Source organism: Nonlabens antarcticus (assembly GCF_015356755.1).
GTDB lineage: Bacteria > Bacteroidota > Bacteroidia > Flavobacteriales > Flavobacteriaceae > Nonlabens > Nonlabens antarcticus.
Genome location: NZ_JADFCO010000063.1, coordinates 315695 through 337227, shown reverse-complemented (window position 1 = coordinate 337227; position 21533 = coordinate 315695). Strand labels below are relative to the sequence as shown.

Below are 21533 nucleotides of genomic sequence, written 5' to 3'. Positions count from 1 at the left end.
CAGTTGATTGTTTTATTAGAGGTTTTCTTTGATGAAGTTGGTCATCTTAGTATATAAATGAGTGCTGGTGTTTCCACCATTGATTCCATGGTTTTTGTCTGGATAAATAGCCCAGTCAAATTGCTTATTAGCTTGCACAAGTGCTTCAATCATGCGCATCGTGTTTTGCACGTGTACATTATCATCAGCGCTACCATGGATCAATAAATATTTTCCCTTCAATTGATCTACAAAATTGATAGGACTGTTCTCATCATATCCACTCGCATTTTCTTGCGGTGTGGTCATATAACGTTCTGTATAAATGGAATCGTAGAATCTCCAGTTTGTTACCGGTGCTACCGCGATCGCGGTACTGAAAACTTCATTTCCTTTTAGAAGACAGTTAGAGCTCATGAATCCTCCATAACTCCAGCCCCAGATACCTATGCGGGAAGCGTCCACATAGGGCATAGCACCCAACTGGCGCGCTGCCTGGATTTGATCTTCCACTTCATATTTACCTAGTTCGTTTTGGGTCACTTTTTTAAAGTCCGCGCCTTTGAACCCTGTTCCTCGTGGATCCACACAAACAATGATGTAGCCATCGTTTGCCAGCATGCTATGCCAGTAATCGTTGCGGCCGTACCAGGAGTTGGACACTTGTTGTGATCCTGGACCGCTATATTGAAACATTAAAACGGGATATTCTTTGCTTTGATCAAAGTCTAATGGTTTGATCATATACATGTTCAGATCATTGCCATTTACATTGATGGTGGAAAATTCCTTGGGGGAAACCTTGAAGTCCTTTAAGCGCTCCGTTAATTTATTATTATTGACGATTTCACGTACTTGCTTGCCGTCTTTGGCACGGTTTAACGTGTACACTGGAGGCGTCGTCGCACTAGAATAGGTATTGATAAAGTAGGTGAAATTTTTACTGAAATCGGCTCGATTAGATCCTATTTTTGCCGATAGCTTTTTCTTATTCTTTCCATTAAGATTAATAGAATATATGCTGCGGTTGATGCTACCTTCTTCCGTGCTTTGGAAATAGATGCGTTTAGATTTAGGATCGTACCCATAATAGGAGGTAACATCCCATTTGCCCGTAGTGATCTGGTTTTTTTCTTTTCCATCAGCATCGTACAGATAAATATGTCTCCAATTGTCTTTTTCACTGGTCCATAAAAAACTTCCATCTTCAAGAAAAGTAAGGTCATCCGTCACATCAACATAAGCATCATCCTTTTCAGTAAAAGCAATCGAGGCGCTGCCGTCAGGATTCACATAATAAAAGTCTAGAACGTTTTGATGGCGGTTCAATACCTGCGCAGATAGTTTGCCGTTAGGTGAGTAATTAATACGTGCAATGTAGAACTCCTCATCTCTATTGAGGTCAACTTCCTTGCGGGATTTAGCTTTCAAATCGTATAGATTTAAAGCAACAACACTGTTTTTTTCTCCAGCTTTAGGATATTTAAAAACGTAAGGTTTTTGATACAGTTCGGTTCCATAAACGTCCATTGAAAATTCTGGAACTTCTGTTTCATTGAAAGAAATAAATGCGATCTGCTCGCTATTAGGACTCCATTGATAAGCTTGAACTAGGGCAAATTCCTCTTCATAAACCCAGTCTGTAACGCCGTTAATCTGCTTATTGACTTCTCCATCATCAGTAACCTGAACGGTTGATCCTGACTCCAAGTTTTTATAATAGATATTATTTTCAAAAACGTAACCTACCTTTTTACCGTCTGGTGAGAAAGAAGCGCTGCGTACTAATTTATCACTAACAGACGTCAGTTCTTTAGTTTTTAGATCATAAACGTGCACTTTACTATTAGCAGATCTTCTAAATATGGGAATGCGTTGGGAAACGATCATCATTTGTTGCTCGTCATCGCTCAATACATAACTGCGAATGGGAAGATTGATATCGCTGCTAGAAACGAGTGTGGCTACCTTTTCTCCAGTGAGGTAACTATATTTATCCACACTTTGCGTGCGGTCTGCATTGTAATTGAGTACTAAATATTCCGTGCCATTATTAAGAGAGTTAAGCGATTGCAAGCCCTCCGTAGAAAAAGAACCGGAGAATAAATCCTCAACACTAATATTTTTTTGTGCGATGGCCGTGCTGCTGACAGCAACAAATGCCATAATATAAAGACAATATTTGATCATGAAATCATGTGAATTTTGTAAAAATCCCGAAGAATCGAGAATCGACTTCAATTTTACTAAAAATATCCCAATTAATGCGTGTTTTGAGCGATTATCGCTCGCATAACCTTCCTATTATGCATCGTATCTTTACGCGCTCAATACTTTATTATGAATCAACCCTTGAAAGGTTTTTCTAAACTTTCCAAATCACAGAAAATTGATTGGCTGATTTCCAGTCATTTCGACAATGTACAGGAGGCACGACAAACACTGCTCCAGTACTGGAATAGCGACGAAAAGTTACAAGAATTGCACGATGGATTTAGTGAAAATACGATCACAAACTTTTACCTGCCTTTAGGTCTGGCACCTAATTTTTTGATTGATGGAGCACTCAAAACCATCCCGATGGTGATTGAGGAGAGCAGTGTGGTGGCAGCAGCTAGTAAAGCGGCTAAGTTTTGGCTGGATCGCGGTGGTTTCAAGACGACCATTAAAGGAACGACTAAATCAGGCCAGGTTCATATTAAATACGAGGGATTGCGCAGTGAGATGGAGGCGTTTTACGCTTTCGCGAAAGCGGACCTTCTACAATCCACGCAACAAATAAATGCCAGCATGAAATCCCGCGGTGGTGGCTTGATGGAATTAGAGTTGGTAGATAAAACCGAAGCATTGCGAGGCTACTACCAATTGCACGCGACATTTGAAACACGCGATGCTATGGGAGCCAACTTTATAAATACTATGCTGGAACAGATCGCGAATACCTTTAGAGAAAAAGCGACCCAATTCCAAGGGTTCTCCATCGCCCCACCAGAAGTAATCCTATCCATCCTGAGCAATTACGTCCCAGAATGTGTGGTCAACGTGTCGGTTTCCTGCCCAGTGTCTGAGATAGGAACTATCAACGGAGTCTCAGGAGTTGAGTTTGCCCGAAAGTTTGTGCAGGCTGTTCAGATTGCGACCGTAGAGCCATACCGCGCCGTGACTCATAATAAAGGAATTATGAATGGTATTGATGCAGTAGTTCTCGCCACTGGAAATGACTTTAGAGCAGTGGAAGCTGGAGTTCATGCTTATGCCGCTCGCGATGGGCAATATAGAAGCTTAACCAGAGCGCGAGTAGAAAATGAAATTTTCACTTTTGAAGCAGACTTTCCTCTCGCTCTAGGAACTGTGGGTGGGTTGACATCATTACATCCACTGGCAAAATTATCCTTGCAAATTATGGGTAATCCTGATGCTAGAGAATTAATGTCTGTGACGGCGGTTTGTGGACTCGCTCAGAATTTTGCAGCGCTTCACTCGCTGGTAACTACCGGAATACAGGCCGGTCATATGAAAATGCACTTGACTAATATGCTGGAGCAAATAGGAGCAACGCCAGAAGAAAAGAAAACCTTAAGAATAGAATTTGCCGATACAACACCCAGCTTTTCTGCATTGAGAACATCCCTTCAAAACCTGCGATAATGAATACTGCCGATTTGTTCCAGGTTAAAAAAGCAAGTTTCTCTGCTCATGGGAAATTCCTATTGACGGGAGAATATGCAGTGCTCGATAATGTAGATGCTCTGGCTATTCCATTAAAACTAGACCAGCGATTAAATATTGAATCTCGTGAGGACTCTCTGATTCAATGGACCAGTTATAATGCTGATGGAACGATATGGTTTGAAGATTCTATATTACTTGAAAATCTTATTGATACAAGATTCAAAGGTGATAGCGATATAGCCAAAAAGTTAGTTACAATTTTGAAAACAGCCTTGAAGCTGGTTGATAAAAGTAATTTTACCAGCGGGTTTAACGCCATAACTAAATTAGATTTTGATCGCAATTCAGGAATGGGAACCAGTTCTACCTTAATTTCAATGGTGTCAGAATGGATAGGCTGTGATCCCTACAAATTACAATTTGAATGTTTTGGAGGTAGTGGATATGACATTGCTTGTGCAAAAGCCGACTCGGCCATTGTTTACAATTATAATGATGCAGATCCACGTGTTCATGTGATTAGCTATGAACCAAGTTTCAAAGATCAACTGTACTTTATTTATTTGAATCAAAAGCAAGACAGTCGGAAATCTATTGCTAGCTTCAATCCGGAATTATTAACCGATGAAATTCGGATTACCCTGAATGAGATGCCCAAAAGGTTTCTCGAAAGCGAGGATGACTTGGAAGCATTTAAAGAAATTATCGTAGAACACGAACAAATCATAGGAGAACTGATAGGGGTGAAGCCGGTAAAAGAACGGCTATTTGCCGACTACTCCGGAGCTGTAAAGTCTTTAGGCGGTTGGGGTGGTGATTACATTCTAGTGACCGGGACAGAAAGTAGCATGGAATATTTTAAGAGTAAAGGTTACCATCAGATCTATCGATGGGATGAGGTAGTGCTAGGAAACTAATTTTAGGAAGTGCTATTTCTTTAATATTCTGATTGCACAACTACAGCGCAGTCTAAAGTATAAAATGAGGTCACGTAAGAGTGAGACAATTCCTGTTTAATTGAATCTTCTAAAATTAAAAATGAATACCCGTCTATTTTGTTTCCTCAGGTGGATGACGATAAATATTGTTTAAGTTGAGTCTACAACTAGACTTTGAGATCCCGTTCTTAATTCATTTACAGGATTTAGGTTTAATAGTATTCCAATCGTGAGACAATTAGAATATTTTGAAAAATCAAATAGATTATAACTTACTTTCCGCGCCAGACGTTGAGTTTCCTCGTACATCCTTTGAATCTTATAACATCTAGGTTCCTCTTTGTGGATATGCTGATGGCAACGGAGAAACGCACGAATCATTAAAAATATTTCACTCAAAAATTTATTCAATAACTTAATCTCCGTGTGAAATGCGGAGCCTTCTCACGCGTCTTTTGAATCCTAAAAATATGTTGATTTCCCCATTGGGGAAATGTGGAAGGCAATGCGACTTGCTCCGCAGAATATAGTAAATTCCCGCTAGTTATAGTTCCGTACTCAGAAAACAAAAAAGCCTTCCTAAATTAATAGAAAGGCTTTTTGAATTCTTAGAGATTTCTACTAGTAGAAAAGAGCTCTTTTATCTTCGATTTTTGTTGCTTTTTTCAGAGCTTCCACAAGGGCAGAAGTTGACTGGTTTGCAGTCCTTTGAGCTACAAGTTTAGCATCATTGCTGTAGCTTTCAAGCTTTGGAGCATTATCTATTCCAGTTAGCTTAACTACAAACACACCTTTTTGACCAGCGATAGCTTTTGAAGTCTGTCCTTCTTTTAAGCCGAAAGCCGTTCCTACAACTTTCGTTTCTTGGCCTATTCCCGCAAGAATAGGAGATTGACGGCTTATGGCATTTGCCGTTTCAACTTGTTGTTTCTGTTCTGTTGCAATGGTATTGATGTCTGCCGACTTGATCTTTGCCATGATCATTTCTGCCTTCTTCTTATTTCTCAAAATAGGCGTTACTTTAGAGCTAGCTTCTTCAACACTCATCAAACCTTCATCGCTAATTTTAGTCAATTGTGCTACAACATAACCTTCTGTAGTTTCAAATCGATCTACATCACCTATCTCGCGATCGTTGTCAAATGCCCACTGGACAATAGCGCGATTGCGACTTATATTAGGTAAATTTTCATCAAGAGCTTTTAAATTTCTTACTGGCATCACCTCCACTTTGTATTCTTTAGCCAAAGCATCAAAATCACCTTTGCCAGCTGCTTGTTGAAACTTCTGGGTTTGAGTATATAAATCTTTGGTAGTTGCTTTAGAGGAAATAATTCGCTTAGCTACAGTTGCTAATTTAATAGCTTCACCTGAACCGCCGGTTTCATCAATACGGATTACATGGTAACCAAAAGAACTTTCTGTAACTCCTACGGTACCAGAGTTGTTGTCATAAAGGAACTTAGTAAAACCGGGAGCAAATTGCGCAGCGTTGCCTGAATATACAACCCATCCTATATCTTGGGCAAGGATGGTAGGTTCATTGTCTGTGTAATAACCGTAGCTCGTATCATAATTATCTTTACTCTGTCCTATAGAAGATGCAATGCTGTCCGCCAGTTTTTTTGCTGCTTCCTTATTCATTGTTACATCACTACCAGCTCTATTAGCACCAGAATATGGGACAAGAATGTGTCTGTTTTTCACACTGTCATTCAACGTCTTCTTCGCTTCAATTTTTGTAACCTTAGAGAACTCACCATCCTTGTAAGGACCAGCAATGGATCCTACTTCCATAGAGGCAAGTGAACGCTCTGCTGGAGAAAGTTGGGAAACCATAGTGAATCGATCAGTGTAAGGAAGGTCACTATAGGCATTCACAAAAGTTCCCGCGTCAGAAGCTGTTCTTAAGCCTGGAGTCGTTTCTGTCTGTTTTGTTTCTTCATTATATTGATTGTCCTTACCATCAATAAATTCGTTCATTTCAACTTGTAGTGCTTTAGTATCCTCATCAGAAGCTACGTCTGCAAAAAGTACAAACTGAATGTCTCTATTAGCTTCAACTTGGTACTGCTTTTTATGATCGCCTAAGTAAGATTTAATATCTGATTTTGAAATCTCAACATCAGCATCAGGAATGGAAGAATAGGGAATATTTACAAACTGAAAATCACGTTTGTCGTTCTCAATTCTGTAGGCAAACTCACCATCTGCAGTTGTTCCTATCACGCCACTTTTCAATAAAGAAAAAAGACGTTGTTGACGTACCTGGTTTGCCGCATTATCTAGAGCTCGTTGCCATGCTTGCGGATCTTGAGCGGAAGTTTGATTTACGTATTGAGCAAAAAGGGCTTCAGAGAACTGACCGTTTTCATCTTGAAACTGTGGAAATCTTGAATACGCAGCCTTCATGTAATCAGCAACCTGTGCATCTGTAACCTTAATTCCTGCAGCATTGATCTGCTCTCGCAATACAGCATCTCGCACTTGCTGGTCCCATACAATATTTGATGCTTGTACATTAGACATACCGCTGCGTTGGCTCATGGTGGCTTCCACCTGATCGCTGAATTCCTGGCGGCTCAACTCTGTATCGCCTACATAACCTACTACATTTTGATCATCACTGGAAAAACTTCCCTGACGGATCAAATCACCCACGATAAACGCAAAAAGTGCTAGTGCAATAATGATAATCAGGAATAAACCCTGAGACCTAATTTTACCTAAAATGGCCATTCTCTTTTTTTTAAATTTACGGTGGCGAAAATAGTGTTTTCCGCTTAATAAAGGAAGCAAGGACAGCGCTAATTGACACTAATAGAATTGTGAAGTAACTCTTTGTTGCTGTGAGTGATGGGAGAGTTTCGCTTTCGCGAAAGCGAAATTCTTATCCATCTCTATACCGCTTCAAACAACAGAGTAGAAAATACAGTACAATTACTCTTCATCGACGATGGTAAGTTCTACAAGATCAATCTTATTATTGGACTTTTCAAGAATTTTGAAGCAGTAAATATCTATGGTCACTTCATCCAATTCATTTGGGATGTTCTCAGTCTCGTGAACGATCAGACCTCCTAAAGTTTCATACTGCTCACTCTCAGGAAGATCTAGTTTATAACGTTCATTGATGTAGTCTACTTCTAGTCTAGCGCTCAGTTTAAAAGATTTATCAGTCAGTTGGGTTTCTATCAACTGATCAGAATCATGCTCATCCTCAATCTCACCAAATAATTCTTCCACAATATCCTCCACAGTAATCAATCCAGAAGTACCGCCATATTCATCCAGAACAATTGCCACGCTTTTATGACGCTTGATCAATAATTTCAAAACATCTTTTACCAGCATTGTTTCTGGGACATTGAGAACATCACGTCTAATATCGCTAATTGTTTGCGGTGATTTGAACAAATCAAAACTGTGTAAATAGCCAGTGATATCGTCAATAGTTTCTTTGTGAATCAAAATCTTGCTCAATCCAGTAGAAACAAATTTCTTGTTTAGTTCCTTAATGTCAGTAGTTTCTTGAACAGAAATCATTTCTGTTCTAGGAACCATGACCTCGCGAGCTTTAAGTCCACCGAAATCTAGTGCATTCTGGAAGATCTGAATTTCACTATCTACATCTTCCTGCTGTTGCGCGCTTTCCATTTGCTCTGTAATGTAATTCCCCAGCTCTAACTTAGAGAAGGACAACTGGATCTCATCGCCATTAGACTTAAAAAAAGTCTTCAATACAAAGTCAGAAAGTTTGATACAGAACCAGGAAACACCCCAGAAAAGAAGGTAAAATAAATATGCAGGAATGGCAAAAAACTTGAGAAGCTCGTTAGCATAAATCTGGAAAAAGACCTTAGGTAAAAACTCTGCTGTTAATAAAATGACTAGAGTTGATATTACCGTTTGTAATAAGAGCAATTGAAAACCACTATCAATTAAAGCTGGGTAGATTAAGGAGATCTGGTTCGTGAGTAAATCTCCCATAGCAAATCCATAGACAACTAGCGCGATGCTGTTCCCTATGAGCATGGTGATGATAAATTTTGATGGTTGTGCCGTAAGGTTGCGCAACACTCGACCTATAAAATCTTGCTGGCGTTTCTCCAGTTCAATGTGGATTTTATTAGATGACACATAAGCAATCTCCATTCCTGAGAAAAATGCGCTCAGAATAAGCATGCCTATTATAATAAGAATTTGTGCGAGCATTAGTTCTTGTTGCGTTCTTCAAATCTACGACGAAAACGTCTCTTGAAGAAAAACATGAAGATTGCAAGTGCTGCCATGCCGAACATTAAGTAGGCACGTTGCGGTGATTCACCCAATTCATAAATTCCAGTCGCGATAAACAAGGTTGCAAATAGGAGGTAGGCGTACTCAAAATATTTAAAAAACTTACTCATCTTTAGGTTTTACATAGAAAGAATCGCTTGCGTTGCGCACTATTGCATTAGTGAGTTTCTCGTTTGAATCGAGAATATCGCCAGAAGTCCTGCTATTATTTGTCAGTTCAGATCTGAATGATTTGTTAGTCAAGATCCATTTTGCTTTCTGATCCCAATATAGTTGATCGCCGTAAAATGTGCTGCCTTCTGCAGACACAATCTTGACATTTCCTCTCATATCTACAAGATCTGTCTCAGAATAAATCACTGCATAATCTGCTGTGATCGTCGTTTTTTCGGTAGTGTCTATTTTTGATTCATACACTTCCACTTTAATCCCTTCTGGGAATTCTGTGTAGGGAAAAAAATCATTAGAAAAGTCAAGCATAAGCTTTCCTCTTAAAGTTACTTTTAATAAACCGCTGTCGGTATGTTTGAGCAGCAGGTTTTCTACTTCATTAATAGGCTGGTTAGAAACCGCGTTCATTTTTGCAATTTCCTTTAAGTTATCGGTACATGATAAAAAACAGATCACGGCAAGAGCCGTGATCGTTATTTTAAATATGTGACGCATCGCCATTCCTTATGGGATTCTAACAGATTCTCCTATCCAGCATCCTATGGTTATAGTTTGACCAGATTCATATTCTTTAGCTAAGAATATATCTTGCTTTTGAGGAGCAGTTCCATTATAGTTAGCAACAGCTTGTTGTGCAGTAGATCTTAATGATGGGTCTACAGCGCCGGCTTTTTGTGCCCAACGTGCAGCAATCCAGTAAACAGCTCTTTTTTCAAAGGTTGTAGTCCCACAACTATTAGCGCTACTTGCAATCATAGTTGCAATTTGATAAAATGGATTTCCAAAGGATGGCTTTGCAGCATTAGAAGCAATGAATTCTCTTTTTGCACTACCGTACTGCCCTTGTTTTTTATAAGCCAATCCTTTTTTGTAGTGGATAAGTGAAACAAGCTCTTGACTTACACCTAATTCAATTGCCTGGTCCCAGTACTTAAATTTCTCAGATTGACTGGTAGCAATGTTTCCTAAACCATAAGCAGTTTTACCACTAGGATTTAAATCATGCAATGCTTTTACAGATGTAATATATAATGGAGCATCTGTACATTCTTTAACCTGTAATCTTCTCAATACATTAGATAACCAGCTCTCGTCACCTTTTTTGTTTTCAAACTCAGCCTCATAAAGTGGAATCAATTTATCACAATCAGCAAGAGCTCCTAGAGTTGCATTCACACTTCCCATTACGATTCCGTAATTTTTGATGTTGATTTCCTGTGCTTCCATTTGAGCCTTATCTTCATCTGTAAGAGTTCCCGTAACTTCTTTATCCATAAGATCGGTAAGAATTTCTCCTCTCTCATTTAGAAGACTTTCTATGTGTAAAGTCAACTCGTCATAGATGTCAAAAAACTGTTGTAAGTTGATCGTTCCAGCTTCATATCTTTGCTCTACTAATTTGAAATAGATGATAATAGCTTTAGGATCTGTGAAGTTTTTAGTATCATTTTTGAAAGCGTCATCAAACATTTGAAAACGTTCTGCCTCTGTCCCTAAATCATTTTCATGCATGATGCGTGCAAGCTCTAACTTTTTTCTGCTAGCATCTATCAGGTCAGAATAGTCGCTAATTTCTTTACGCAACATGAGTACTAATCCTTGGATATTTTCAGACTCCACACCTATATTCTCACGTATTCTGTGTTCATAAATGCGTTCACCGTATTGATAGATTGCTGCGCTTTTATCAGGACAATTTTGTACTAACTGGCCCAATTGCTTGTAGGCCTCGTCATACATTTTGTTTTTTGCATTTTCTGCAAATATTTGAAGCATTACTGTGCAATCATCCGCATCTTGCGCTTTCGCGAAAGCGATACTAAACATAGCTAATACTGCTATCAAGAGGCTATTCTTCGTCATAATCATGATTTTAAGTCTTAGTTTTTATTAATGGTTTTATTAGTTGTAACGTCTTTTTTGGAACCAGCGATCATTTAATGAAAGTCCTATGGAAAGGCTTATAAAGTCTTCTTTAAGTAAGCCTGCATTTTTAGTTCCTCTTTGTCCGTATTCAAATCCTATGTTAGCATTTGAAAATGAACCGCCACGTCCTACAGGTAAACCCATTCCAAAAGATATGCCAAACTCTGTAATGTCTTCACCATTGAGTCTAAGACCGCTTTCTTCAAAACGAGCACCACCGCGATAAACAACTCTATCCCAGTAGCTTGAAACGCTATTATAATTAGGTATATAAAAGCCACCTACCCTATATGATGCGGCATCTGTAAATTCACTATTATCTGGAGCAAAGGACCTTGAAGCTGCAGAACTCGAACCTCTCAGCGAATATTCTGCCGCAAGATTCCATTTTAAAGGAAGGCCATACCCTATCCCGATGGTAGCTTCTTGTGGGAGCTTTAATTTTTGTCTTGTTTCATCGCTTACACGAGTATTGAATAAATTCTCACTTAAGTCTCCACTTAAAATGAATGTGCTCAAACGACTAACGTTCTTGGCCGTGATATCTGATTCCGGTTGATAGACAAAGGAAGCGTGAATTTGATGGCCATCTTCAAGAACCTTATCGTAATCCAGCGCTAGGTTGAAAGAAATCCCACTTAAGTCAGTTTCATTGACCTCATTGGTACCAAATTCTATGTTGCTGAAAGCGATGCTGGAAGAATTTGTTTCTTCACCAAAATTGTATCTAAATTCTGCACCTATACTAATATTCTTAGTCAATTGATGTCCTAGTGTGAAGTAAGCACGGTTAAGTGACCCATTACCAGTAAAGCGGCTGTAGCGTTCTGGTTCAAAATTTCCTATTGTATATCCCACGGACTGAAACGGTATCAACCCAAAACCAAAAGCGGTTTTAGGACTCACGGGAACCCCAATACTTATATACTCGATAGAAGTTGCATCATATTCCTCACTTCCATTATCAGAGTTTGCAAAAGTTTCCGTATGATTCACACCTATAGAATAGGATGTCAATCGCAATTTGCTATATCCTGCAGGATTCTGAAGATTCAAGTGAATACTGTCTGAGTAAGTCCTGATTCCCGCCATACTGCGGTTCTCTATAGTGCCTCTAAATGTTTGCTGACCTAGTCCAAAAAAGGAGTAGGGCGAGGAAGTACGTGATTGTGCCCAGCTACCCATTATTGAAAACAGGAACAACACGGTTAAAATACTTCTTGTCATGAATTAATCTTGTAAAGGTTATGGATGCCATACAGCATCAAAAAAGGCGAGGCAAAGAAACGGTTTTTCAGTTGCTTTACCAACAAATCTGAATCTCCACCTGTTATAATTACGTGAAGGTTCTCATACTTTTTGGCATATTTTTTAATCATTCCCTTGACCTCAAGGGATAATCCATTTACCACGCCGCTGTGAATGGATTGATCTGTGGAAGTTCCTATAAAACCACGCACACGCTCTGCTTTTAATAACGGAAGCTTTGCGGTAAAATTATGAAGTGATTCATATCTAAGGCGCAAGCCTGGCGATATGGCTCCTCCATGATAATTCTTTTCAGCATCAACAAAATCATATGTGACGCAAGTGCCTATGTCTATAATTAACAAATCCTGCCCTTCTTTTTCTAAAGCTAGAGCGCCAGCAACTAAAGCCTTGCGGTCATTGCCTAAAGTTTCAGATTGATAAAGGTTGTTGAATGGCAATTTAGATTCCTCGTTAATATAAGTTACCTTCAATAGACCTTCTAAAGCGTGCAATAGTTTAATGTCCGTTTTTCCTACCTGACAAACACAAGCGCATTGAACATCTGGATAACTGGAAATAATATTTTCAACATGTGAGAGAAAGTCCCCTGGTGAGGTACGGATCAGGTCATAAACGGTAACATCATCAACTACTGCGAGTTTGATGGCTGTGTTACCTATATCTACTGCCAGAATCATACATTGAATATGGTGTGGAATACTGGATTCGAACCAGTGACCTCTGCCCTGTCAAGGCAGCGCTCTAAACCAACTGAGCTAATCCCACGATTAATTTTTCGCTTTCGCGAAATTAAAATAAATCAAAAACTCAAGTAACAAAAAACCCAATCAACACGATTGGGTTTGGTGTGGTACCTCCAGGAATCGAACCAGGGACACATGGATTTTCAGTCCATTGCTCTACCAACTGAGCTAAGGTACCTTTTGCTTTTAGGCGATGGCAAATCTACATAAATTATTATTTTTCAAAAGAAAAAATCCAACTTTATTTCGACTAATTAATACTGCTCAATTTAGATCAAATCTAGTACGCGTTCTAGAGCCATACCACGAGATCCTTTTATCAAAATTGTTCCCTCTAAGTCGTTGAATGTAGGCGCATTTGATTTGAAAGATTCAAAATCTTTATATAAATGAGCCGCAGTCGTATGCACTTGATTAAAATTTTCTCCTACTAAAAAAACATTTTGGATATTTAATTTTACTGTCAAATCTGCAATAAACTGATGTTCTTCCTGGGCATATTGTCCCAATTCAAACATATCTCCTAATACTGCAGTAGTAGTTCCATCTTGTAAAGAAAGGTTTTCTAACGCTGCACGCATACTCGTTGGGTTTGCATTGTAGGCGTCCATAATAACAGTGGTATTTCCTTTCTCAATCAATTGAGATCTATTATTATCTGCTTTGTAATTACTCAAACCGGTTCCAATTTGTGAGATAGTTAACCCGAATTCTAAGCCGACTCCAGCCGCCAAGGCCATATTGTTGAAATTATAGCTTCCAGTAAGTTGCGTTTTAACTTGATGACCTTCAAATATAAATTCAATAGGCTGCGATGATATGAGTTCGAGATCTGGAGTGATTCTACGCTTTAAATCAACAGTTCTGTTTTTTTGCTCTTCGTCTGTTGAGAGTACGATGGCCTTACGATGATGTTTTCTGAGGAAATCGTAAAGTTCGCTTTTTCCTTTTTTAACACCTTCCAAACTCCCAAATCCTTCTAGGTGAGCCTTTCCAAAATTTGTGATCAACCCGTAATTAGGTTGAGCGATATTAATTAATGTTTCTATTTCTCCTATATGATTTGCTCCCATTTCCACGATGCCTATTTCTGTATCAGAATTGAAAGTGAGTAGGGTTATGGGTACACCTATATGATTGTTAAGATTTCCTTTCGTTCCTTTTACTTTATACTTTTGGGAAAGAACACTTATTATCAGCTCTTTGGTTGTGGTTTTTCCGTTGCTACCCGTAAGGGCGACAATAGGTAAATCCAACTGGTTTCTATGAAATGTCGCTAGTTCTTGAAGTGTTATCAGAGCATCAGGTACAACAGTAACTTTATCTAACGATGCATGGTCATTATTTGTGCATACGACGTGTGAAGCACCTTTCGCGAAAGCGGATTCTAAATAAATATTACCATCAAAATTTTCACCGGATAAGGCAAAAAATAGTTCACCAGGTTTAAGTGTACGCGTATCTGTGCTGATACCTGTACTTGTTGTGAATGCTGCGTATAATTTTTCCAAATTCATGGTATAAATTTAAGTCAGCCTAATGAAGAATACCTATGAAACCAGTTATAATTTAATAACTGGTTTAATCACTTTACCTGCTTCCATGTCTTCAACCGCCTGGTTGATATCTTTGAAATCATAGTAGGTGACGAGCTTGTCAAAAGGGAATCGTCCTTGTTTGTACAGCTCTATCAATCGCGGTATGTAAACCGGGATTATACTATCACCTTCAACAACGCCTCTAATTTTACGACCTCCTAAAATCCAGTCATTAGCATCGAAAGTGTATTTAGTGCCCCCTGGAGGTGCACCGACGAGTGCTAGTGTTCCTGTGTTATAAAGCGAGTCGAAAGCTTGAGTCGCTACTTCTTTCACGCCAGAGCATTCTACCGCATAATCTACACCGCCAGCCACGATTTCACGAATGGTTGCTACCACATCATCAACATCTTTAGGATTCACGCTGTGTGTTGCCCCTAATTCTTCAGCCAGTTTCAATCGCTCGTTGTTCAGATCAACTGCGATAATAGTCCTGCAACCTGCAATTTTTGACGCCATTAAAGCTGAAAGACCTACGGATCCTACACCGAATATGGCAATTGTTGATCCCGGGTTAGGGTTGAGGGTATTCATCACCGTTCCTGCTCCAGTCTGTATTCCACAACCTAGTGGCCCCATAAGTTCTAAAGGCACCTCATTGTCAATCTTGACTAAATTCTGATCAGATACGATAGCATATTCTGCAAAGGAAGACTGCTGGAAAAAGCTACCGTTGACTTTGCTTTCATAAACACCTTTCTCATCATAAAGCCTTTTGTTCATAAAATTAAGCGGGTTGAAGTCTAAACAATATCCTCGATTGCCCTCTAGACAAGGACGACAGCTCCCGCAAGATCCATAGCTTAGAACCACATGATCTCCCTTTTTAAATGCGGTGATGCTATCACCTACTTTTTCTACTACTCCTGAACCTTCATGACCTAAAACCACTGGGTAATTAGTAGGCAAATTACCAGCTTTTACAGAAAGATCTGTATGGCATAATCCCACAGCTTTGATTTTTACTAAAATCTCTCTGGACTGAATAGGAGCCAACGTCAGCTCTTGAATTTCAAATTTGTCTTCTTTTTTATTGACAACTGCGGCTTTAGTTTTCATGTGGTTTTATTTAGGTTCTCCCTAAAGATAGTTACCGCTTGTCTTATTGCTGTTATGAAATTATTAAAGTATCATTTGTGAGAATATCTAACTAGATAAGAACAAAAAAAGCTGGACTTTTCAGTCCAGCTTTTTAATTTATGATTTTGTCTCGTTTAGTTGCGAGGACTCTTAGATCTTGTGGATTTAGATCCCACGCGTGACATTGCACAACGGAATCCCAAATCATCTTTGGCCATATCTTGCGGGTAGAATCTGCGAGTTGCTGGATCTAACCAGTATTCTCTATCTCTCCACGACCCTCCTTTGATAACGCGCACTTGATTATCTATAAGTGTGCTTCTGGAATTAGATTGATCGTATTTTCTATCAAACTCGCCATCTTCTCCTACGGTTACTTTATGCTGTGGAGAATTGTACATTCTTTGATCTGGGTCTAATTCATCAGCACGCTGATAATATTTAGATGATTGTGCATCACCATCACGGAAATTGCGGTTATCACTACGATCAAAATTTGTTCTTAAATAAGTTTCTTCATCATCTATAGGAACTTGTCGTATTTCACCCGGCATGTTGCGCGCGATAAGTTTTCCATTGCTTAGAGTGTCAAACTTAATATCGTCTGTAGTGACAATAGCGACTTTACCATCTTCACCTATCGCATTTTTAGTATAAACATTACCACGGTAGTAATTGAAATCATTAAACTCGTCATCAACGATAGGTCTGTAAACATCTGCTACCCATTCAGAAACATTCCCGGCCATGTCGTACACACCGAAGTCGTTAGGCTCGTAAGATTTGATAGGTGCTGTAATGTCTGCTCCATCATCGCTCCATCCCGCGATTCCGCCGTAATCCCCATCTCCTTGTTTGAAGTTGGCTAAATGATCACCACGATTCTTGCGGCTCCCACTTCTGGTATATTGACCATCCCATGGATATTTTTTACGCCCTCTGTAAGAGTTGTATTCTCTCAAACTTCCTAATCCTAAAGCAGCATATTCCCATTCTGCCTCTGTAGGCAAACGGTATGCAGCTGGAAGAAGAATTCCTTTTTCACGTGTAATATATAGACCTGTAGTGTCCGTATCTCTATTAGACGCAATCTTTCCTCTAGATTTTTCCAATTGTTCAGACCTCTTTCCTCCACGGGTTATGGAGTCATTTCCTCCATAAGTTAGGGTAGGAGCGTTGAGGTATGTGTCTGTATTAAAAAGCTCACTGGCATCTCTTTTACCTAATTGATCTTTTGCAGTATATCCTTGATCTACTAATATTTTCTCGTTAACACGATCCGTTCTCCAGTTACAGAATTCAACAGCTTGAATCCAGGAAACACCTACTACTGGATAGTTTGCATAGGAAGGAAAACGCAAGTAATTATTTGTCATGGCCTCGTTGAATCCCAGACGATTTCTCCATACTAGAGTATCAGGTACAGCACCGTTGTAAATGTTGCGATATTCCTCAACATCTGGTGGAAAAACACCTTTAATCCAGTCCAGCATTTCTAGATACATACCGTTAGTGACCTCAGTCTCATCCATATAAAAGGACTGAATGTGTTGCTGGTTAGGCGTGTTATTCCAGTCGTGCATAGGATCATCCTTAACGCGACCCATGGTAAAGGTTCCACCTTCCACAAATACAAGTCCTGGAGCGGCGTCCTGATCCTTGTAGTCTGTATTAAGTTCAAAGCCGTTCTTACCGGTAATGTCCCATCCTGTGGCACGGGAGTCGTTTTTATAATCATTACCGCCACCACAACTTACAAGTAGCACAGTGGCTATTGAGGCAACGATAATGTGAAATGCAGAGTAATTTTTCATTTACTGTATTGATTTGAAAATGGTGGTGCAATATAATAACTTCGCTCTTTACAAAACATCTTCGCACTGTTATTAAGAGGAACTGCCGTTAAAAAAACTAAAACGTAAGCATATCTTGTTTATTTTGCAATTGATCTATTTTTATTCAAATTAGATGTTATACTAACTAATCAATCAATACGTTAAGTCTTTAATGAGGCAATACCTACTTTTCTTTTTCCTTATTTTATGGGCTTCCGCAGGCGCTCAATCTGAAAACATTAAGCTGGAGTGGACAGCTACTCAACCTTACTCTTTAGGGGGAAATAGCATGCAGTTGCCTTCCTTCTCACCGGGTTTTGGGTTTGATGAGGGAAGAATTATTTTTTCAACAACTTTATCGACGAATGGTAAAATTGATCCATTATCGGCGCGTTTTACCAACTTGAACACCGTTGTAATCTCTTCAGCAGATTTAGGGGATTTGGATAAATCATCTATTCCTAATGGTGTGGAAATGACGATGAGTAATGCGCTTTCGCGAAAGCGAAATTATATTCAATTACAATTTAACGCTATATATAAGGAAGGTAATCAGTATCGTAAGGTAATGTCCATGAATGTTACCTATAGTATGGCGCCTATGGAGGTAGTGGCAAAGAGTACAAATTATAGCAACTCGTTACTTGCAAGTGGAGACTGGTATAAATTTAAAGTCACTAAAACTGGTGCCCAGCGCATAACTCGTGGTCTTTTAAATGATATGGGGATTAACGTTAACGCAATAGATCCTAGAGCCATTAAAATTTACGGACAAGGCGGCACTTCCTTGCCATTAATTAACAGTCAGAATGAATTTTATGATCCCGCGGAAGTCTCTATAACGGTAACTGGTGCAGATGATGGGAGTTTTGACAATGGTGATGAGATTATTTTTTATGGTGTGGCGACAGATTCAGAATACGTCGCGGAAAATGACAGTTTTATCAATCCTTACACAGACGAATCTTTTTATTATATCAATGTAAGTGGAGCGCCCGGAAAGCGCATATTGCCTCAAATAACCCCTGCTGGCAATCCTACAGCTACTTATAACTATTATCAAACCACAAAACATCACGAACTGGATCAACGCAATATAGGTTTGATAGGTCGCATCTGGTATGGGGAACGTTTCACGCTAGAGCCAGAGCAATCTTTTGATTTTGAGTTTAAAAACCCTATTGCTTCTAGACCCGCAACGGTACGGATTCCTACTGCAGTTATTAGTGATGTTGCCAGCTCCATGACATTCTCAATGAATGGTCAAGCGCTTGGGACCACCAATTTTGCAGGACTAGCTAATGATAATACATCAATCGCTAGACGTGGACGGTTGGTCAACAATACTGTTACCCTTTCTGGAAATACAGCTAGAGTAACGGTAACTTATGATAATCGTGGTAACCCTGGGGCACAAGGGTTTCTCGACTATATAAGCATTGATGCTTTTGAGTCTTTAGCAGGAATCAATGAGCAGTTTACTTTTACGGTTCCAGAAGCGGTAAGCGCATCTGGAATAGGTCAATATCAAATAAGCAATGCTGCCGGAATCCAGGAAATCTGGGAGGTTACTGACCGATTTAATGTTAGTAAGATTGAAAATACAGACGACACGGCAGATTTTAGATTCAATAGTGCCTTGGGTATAGAACGTAAGTTTGTGGCAGTCGATCCATCTGATTATTACACACCATCTACAGTTTCTAATTCGAGAGTCGCTAACCAAAACTTAAAAGGAACCATTTTTAACGATCGGACAGGAAGTTTTAAAGATATTGACTACCTGATCATCGCCCCTTCATTTTTACAAAGTCAAGCACAACGGCTCGCAAATTACCACGTTAGAGAAAGCAATCTCAATGTTAAGGTGGTCGATGTCCAACAAATCTATACCGAGTTTTCTGAGGGGAAACAAGACATAAGCGCGATCCGTAATTTTGTGAAGTATGTTTATGATAATGCCTCAGACCCATCGAGTCGGGTTAAGTACCTAAACCTTTTCGGTGATACAAGTTATGATTACAAGGATAGGATCCCGGTCAAGGATAATATTTTGCCATCGTTCCTATCAGCTAATAGTACTTCGCTAACTAGCTCCTATGTCACTGATGATTTTTTCACATATATGGATCCTGAAGAAGGAGATGTGGCGACTAACAATTTAATGGATATAGCGGTAGGTCGCATGATCGTTAGCACGCAACGAGAAGCCATGGAAATGGTAGATAAAATTGAAAGCTATACAGCAGCATCTGCTTTTGACAAATGGAGAAATAATATCACGTTAATTGGTGATGATGTAGATATTCCCACTGATGATATTCTTCAAAAAAGCGTCAACGATTTAGGGGATGAGATTTTTAATAAACGTCCCGATTACAACGTGCGGAAAATATTGTTAGATAGCTATAATCAAACCAATACGGCTGGCGGCGAGCGCTACCCAGAAGCAGTGGAGGACATTAAAAATGCTTTTGAACAAGGGTCGCTGGTGATTAATTACTTTGGACATGGGAATGAAGATGTTCTGGCACAGGAAATTGTAGTCACAAAGTCACTGGTAGAAAACCTGCGCAATCCAGATACCTTGCCTTTATTTATAGTGGTTACCTGTGAGTTTACCAAGTATGATAACCCGCAGCGCATTAGTGGTGGAGAATTAACTTATTTGAACCCACAAGGGGGTGCGATAGGTTTAGTGGCTACAAATCGATTGATTTTTGTGAGTGTAGGCGTTACGTTTAACAACACGCTGGATCAATATCTTTTCGGTTTTGATAACGTAGAGCCTGTATCGATGGCAGAGGCGTTGAGGCTCGCCAAAACTGATCCCTCACTAGCTTCAACTGGCACACGCAGGGTGATTGCATTTATAGGAGATCCAGCGTTGAAGCTTGCTTTCCCATCAAAAAAGGTTGTCTTGACTCAAGTAAATGAACAAGCGGTTAATGTTAACAACCCGCCATTGCGAGCGCTGGATAAAGTCAGTCTTGCGGGAGAGGTACAAACTATTTCTGGGAATTTAATCTCTGATTACAATGGTGAAATTTCCATTACCGTTTTTGACAAAGAGCTGGAACGACAAACGCTGCGTAATGATGACAATGGTTCCATACTCAACTTTAAACAGCAAGGGGAGGTCTTATTTAGAGGACAAGCCACAGTGGAGAATGGACGCTTTACCGTTTCATTTGTTATGCCTCGTGACACTCAAATACCTGTAGGCGCTGGAAGAGTTTCCTTTTATGCAAAACGTATCAATGCTAAAGAAGATCAAAATGGTTTTTCTCAAGATATTAAAATCGGTGGGATCAATCGGGATGCTCCTGCAGATGATATAGGTCCAGAAATAGAGCTCTTTTTGAATGACCGCAATTTTGTATCTGGCGGTATAACCGATTCAAATCCGTTTATCCTGGCATTTTTGAATGATATGAGCGGTATTAATACTGCAAGTGGAATAGGTCATGATATAATAGGAATTATTGACGGTGATGAAACAAACCCATTTATTCTCAACGATTATTATGAGGCAGATGTGGATGACTTTACAAAAGGGAAAGTATATTTTCCACTGCGTGATATCGCGCCTGGACTGCACACGTTGACGGTAAAATCCTGGGATACCTATAACAATAGTTCTACTCAAGAAATCCAGTTTGTAGTTGCCGCGGGTGATGGGATTGAATTGACTCGAGTTCTCAATTATCCCAATCCATTTTCAACTTATACAGAGTTCTGGTTCAACCACAACAGACCTTTTGAGCCTTTACAAGTGCAAGTTCAAGTGATGACCGTGACAGGAAAAGTAGTATGGACGACCAACCGGACCATAACCACCACTGGTTTTACCTCAAGAGAGATTACCTGGGATGGCGTGGATGATTTTGGTCAAAGATTAGGAAAAGGAGTTTATATTTATAAGATTACGGTCAAAAGCACGTTAGCTAATGAGGTAGCTAGTAAAATCGAAAAACTGGTCATCCTGTAATCCTTTTTGATTGCTATATATTTGGCCAC

General features: G+C 39.5%; 14 protein-coding genes and 2 tRNA genes. 3 read left to right on the top strand and 13 right to left on the bottom strand.

All coding sequences use genetic code 11. The features are described 5' to 3' along the window. Nucleotides 1-15 precede the first annotated feature (15 nt). Nucleotides 16-2169 (bottom strand): S9 family peptidase, encoded by a 2154-nt coding sequence (locus tag IQ282_RS05925; protein WP_194850918.1) that lies wholly within the window; start codon nucleotides 2167-2169, stop codon nucleotides 16-18. 150 nt (nucleotides 2170-2319) lie between these two features. Here IQ282_RS05925 and IQ282_RS05920 point away from each other — a divergent pair, with 150 nt between their 5' ends. Both IQ282_RS05920 and IQ282_RS05915 read left to right on the top strand, forming a co-directional pair. Continuing rightward, nucleotides 2320-3627, top strand: a complete 1308-nt coding sequence (locus IQ282_RS05920) for a hydroxymethylglutaryl-CoA reductase, degradative (RefSeq protein WP_194850917.1) — start codon at nucleotides 2320-2322, stop codon at nucleotides 3625-3627. Then, entirely contained in the window at nucleotides 3627-4568 is a 942-nt protein-coding gene (locus IQ282_RS05915) for a GYDIA family GHMP kinase (RefSeq protein ID WP_194850916.1), read from the top strand. Before IQ282_RS05920 ends, IQ282_RS05915 begins: the two co-directional genes overlap by 1 nt. A 642-nt stretch (nucleotides 4569-5210) precedes the next feature. Here the strand turns inward: IQ282_RS05915 and IQ282_RS05910 are convergent. The 12 genes from IQ282_RS05910 to gldJ all read right to left on the bottom strand — a co-directional run bounded on the left by IQ282_RS05910 (nucleotide 5211) and on the right by gldJ (nucleotide 17492). After that, nucleotides 5211-7328: a peptidylprolyl isomerase gene (locus IQ282_RS05910; RefSeq protein ID WP_194850915.1), complete on the bottom strand. Its 2118-nt coding sequence runs from the start codon at nucleotides 7326-7328 to the stop codon at nucleotides 5211-5213. A 201-nt stretch (nucleotides 7329-7529) separates the two neighbouring features. Then, nucleotides 7530-8804 (bottom strand): hemolysin family protein, encoded by a 1275-nt coding sequence (locus IQ282_RS05905; RefSeq protein WP_194850914.1) that lies wholly within the window; start codon nucleotides 8802-8804, stop codon nucleotides 7530-7532. Next, nucleotides 8804-8998 (bottom strand): LPXTG cell wall anchor domain-containing protein, encoded by a 195-nt coding sequence (locus IQ282_RS05900; protein WP_194850913.1) that lies wholly within the window; start codon nucleotides 8996-8998, stop codon nucleotides 8804-8806. Before IQ282_RS05900 ends, IQ282_RS05905 begins: the two co-directional genes overlap by 1 nt. Then, nucleotides 8991-9554: an LPS export ABC transporter periplasmic protein LptC gene (gene lptC / locus IQ282_RS05895; RefSeq protein WP_228547235.1), complete on the bottom strand. Its 564-nt coding sequence runs from the start codon at nucleotides 9552-9554 to the stop codon at nucleotides 8991-8993. The genes IQ282_RS05900 and lptC overlap by 8 nt, the downstream gene beginning before the upstream one ends. Nucleotides 9555-9563: 9 nt before the next feature. Beyond that, nucleotides 9564-10922 (bottom strand): hypothetical protein, encoded by a 1359-nt coding sequence (locus tag IQ282_RS05890; protein WP_228547234.1) that lies wholly within the window; start codon nucleotides 10920-10922, stop codon nucleotides 9564-9566. Between the two features lie 39 nt (nucleotides 10923-10961). Then, the gene (locus IQ282_RS05885; protein ID WP_194850910.1) at nucleotides 10962-12212 is read right to left on the bottom strand and encodes a hypothetical protein; all 1251 of its coding nucleotides are present in this window, start codon (nucleotides 12210-12212) and stop codon (nucleotides 10962-10964) included. Beyond that, nucleotides 12209-12934 (bottom strand): type III pantothenate kinase, encoded by a 726-nt coding sequence (locus IQ282_RS05880; RefSeq protein ID WP_194850909.1) that lies wholly within the window; start codon nucleotides 12932-12934, stop codon nucleotides 12209-12211. Before IQ282_RS05880 ends, IQ282_RS05885 begins: the two co-directional genes overlap by 4 nt. Before the next feature lie 10 nt (nucleotides 12935-12944). Next, a tRNA-Val gene (locus tag IQ282_RS05875) sits at nucleotides 12945-13022 on the bottom strand. Nucleotides 13023-13105: 83 nt separating this feature from the next. Further along, nucleotides 13106-13178: transfer RNA gene (locus tag IQ282_RS05870), tRNA-Phe, on the bottom strand. A 91-nt stretch (nucleotides 13179-13269) separates the two neighbouring features. Then, nucleotides 13270-14517, bottom strand: a complete 1248-nt coding sequence (locus IQ282_RS05865; protein ID WP_194850908.1) for a UDP-N-acetylmuramoyl-tripeptide--D-alanyl-D-alanine ligase — start codon at nucleotides 14515-14517, stop codon at nucleotides 13270-13272. A gap of 45 nt (nucleotides 14518-14562) precedes the next feature. Then, nucleotides 14563-15657, bottom strand: a complete 1095-nt coding sequence (locus IQ282_RS05860; RefSeq protein WP_194850907.1) for an NAD(P)-dependent alcohol dehydrogenase — start codon at nucleotides 15655-15657, stop codon at nucleotides 14563-14565. Between the two features lie 155 nt (nucleotides 15658-15812). Further along, nucleotides 15813-17492: a gliding motility lipoprotein GldJ gene (gldJ, locus tag IQ282_RS05855; protein WP_194850906.1), complete on the bottom strand. Its 1680-nt coding sequence runs from the start codon at nucleotides 17490-17492 to the stop codon at nucleotides 15813-15815. 193 nt (nucleotides 17493-17685) lie between these two features. Here gldJ and porU point away from each other — a divergent pair, with 193 nt between their 5' ends. Next, nucleotides 17686-21504 carry a type IX secretion system sortase PorU gene (gene porU / locus IQ282_RS05850; RefSeq protein WP_194850905.1) on the top strand — a complete coding sequence of 1273 codons (3819 nt, stop codon included), beginning with the start codon at nucleotides 17686-17688 and terminating at the stop codon, nucleotides 21502-21504. The last annotated feature ends 29 nt before the right edge of the window (nucleotides 21505-21533 follow it).

Excerpts from the sequence above, each read along its gene's own strand:
- IQ282_RS05890 (WP_228547234.1), bottom strand. The coding sequence starts at position 10,922 with ATGACGAAGAATAGCCTCTTGATAGCAGTATTAGCTATGTTTAGTATC.
- IQ282_RS05925 (WP_194850918.1), bottom strand. The coding sequence starts at position 2,169 with ATGATCAAATATTGTCTTTATATTATGGCATTTGTTGCTGTCAGCAGC.
- IQ282_RS05885 (WP_194850910.1), bottom strand. The coding sequence starts at position 12,212 with ATGACAAGAAGTATTTTAACCGTGTTGTTCCTGTTTTCAATAATGGGT.
- IQ282_RS05900 (WP_194850913.1), bottom strand. The coding sequence starts at position 8,998 with ATGAGTAAGTTTTTTAAATATTTTGAGTACGCCTACCTCCTATTTGCA.
- IQ282_RS05920 (WP_194850917.1), top strand. The coding sequence starts at position 2,320 with ATGAATCAACCCTTGAAAGGTTTTTCTAAACTTTCCAAATCACAGAAA.
- IQ282_RS05905 (WP_194850914.1), bottom strand. The coding sequence starts at position 8,804 with ATGCTCGCACAAATTCTTATTATAATAGGCATGCTTATTCTGAGCGCA.
- IQ282_RS05910 (WP_194850915.1), bottom strand. The coding sequence starts at position 7,328 with ATGGCCATTTTAGGTAAAATTAGGTCTCAGGGTTTATTCCTGATTATC.
- IQ282_RS05880 (WP_194850909.1), bottom strand. The coding sequence starts at position 12,934 with ATGATTCTGGCAGTAGATATAGGTAACACAGCCATCAAACTCGCAGTA.
- lptC (WP_228547235.1), bottom strand. The coding sequence starts at position 9,554 with ATGCGTCACATATTTAAAATAACGATCACGGCTCTTGCCGTGATCTGT.
- IQ282_RS05865 (WP_194850908.1), bottom strand. The coding sequence starts at position 14,517 with ATGAATTTGGAAAAATTATACGCAGCATTCACAACAAGTACAGGTATC.
- IQ282_RS05860 (WP_194850907.1), bottom strand. The coding sequence starts at position 15,657 with ATGAAAACTAAAGCCGCAGTTGTCAATAAAAAAGAAGACAAATTTGAA.
- gldJ (WP_194850906.1), bottom strand. The coding sequence starts at position 17,492 with ATGAAAAATTACTCTGCATTTCACATTATCGTTGCCTCAATAGCCACT.
- IQ282_RS05915 (WP_194850916.1), top strand. The coding sequence starts at position 3,627 with ATGAATACTGCCGATTTGTTCCAGGTTAAAAAAGCAAGTTTCTCTGCT.
- porU (WP_194850905.1), top strand. The coding sequence starts at position 17,686 with ATGAGGCAATACCTACTTTTCTTTTTCCTTATTTTATGGGCTTCCGCA.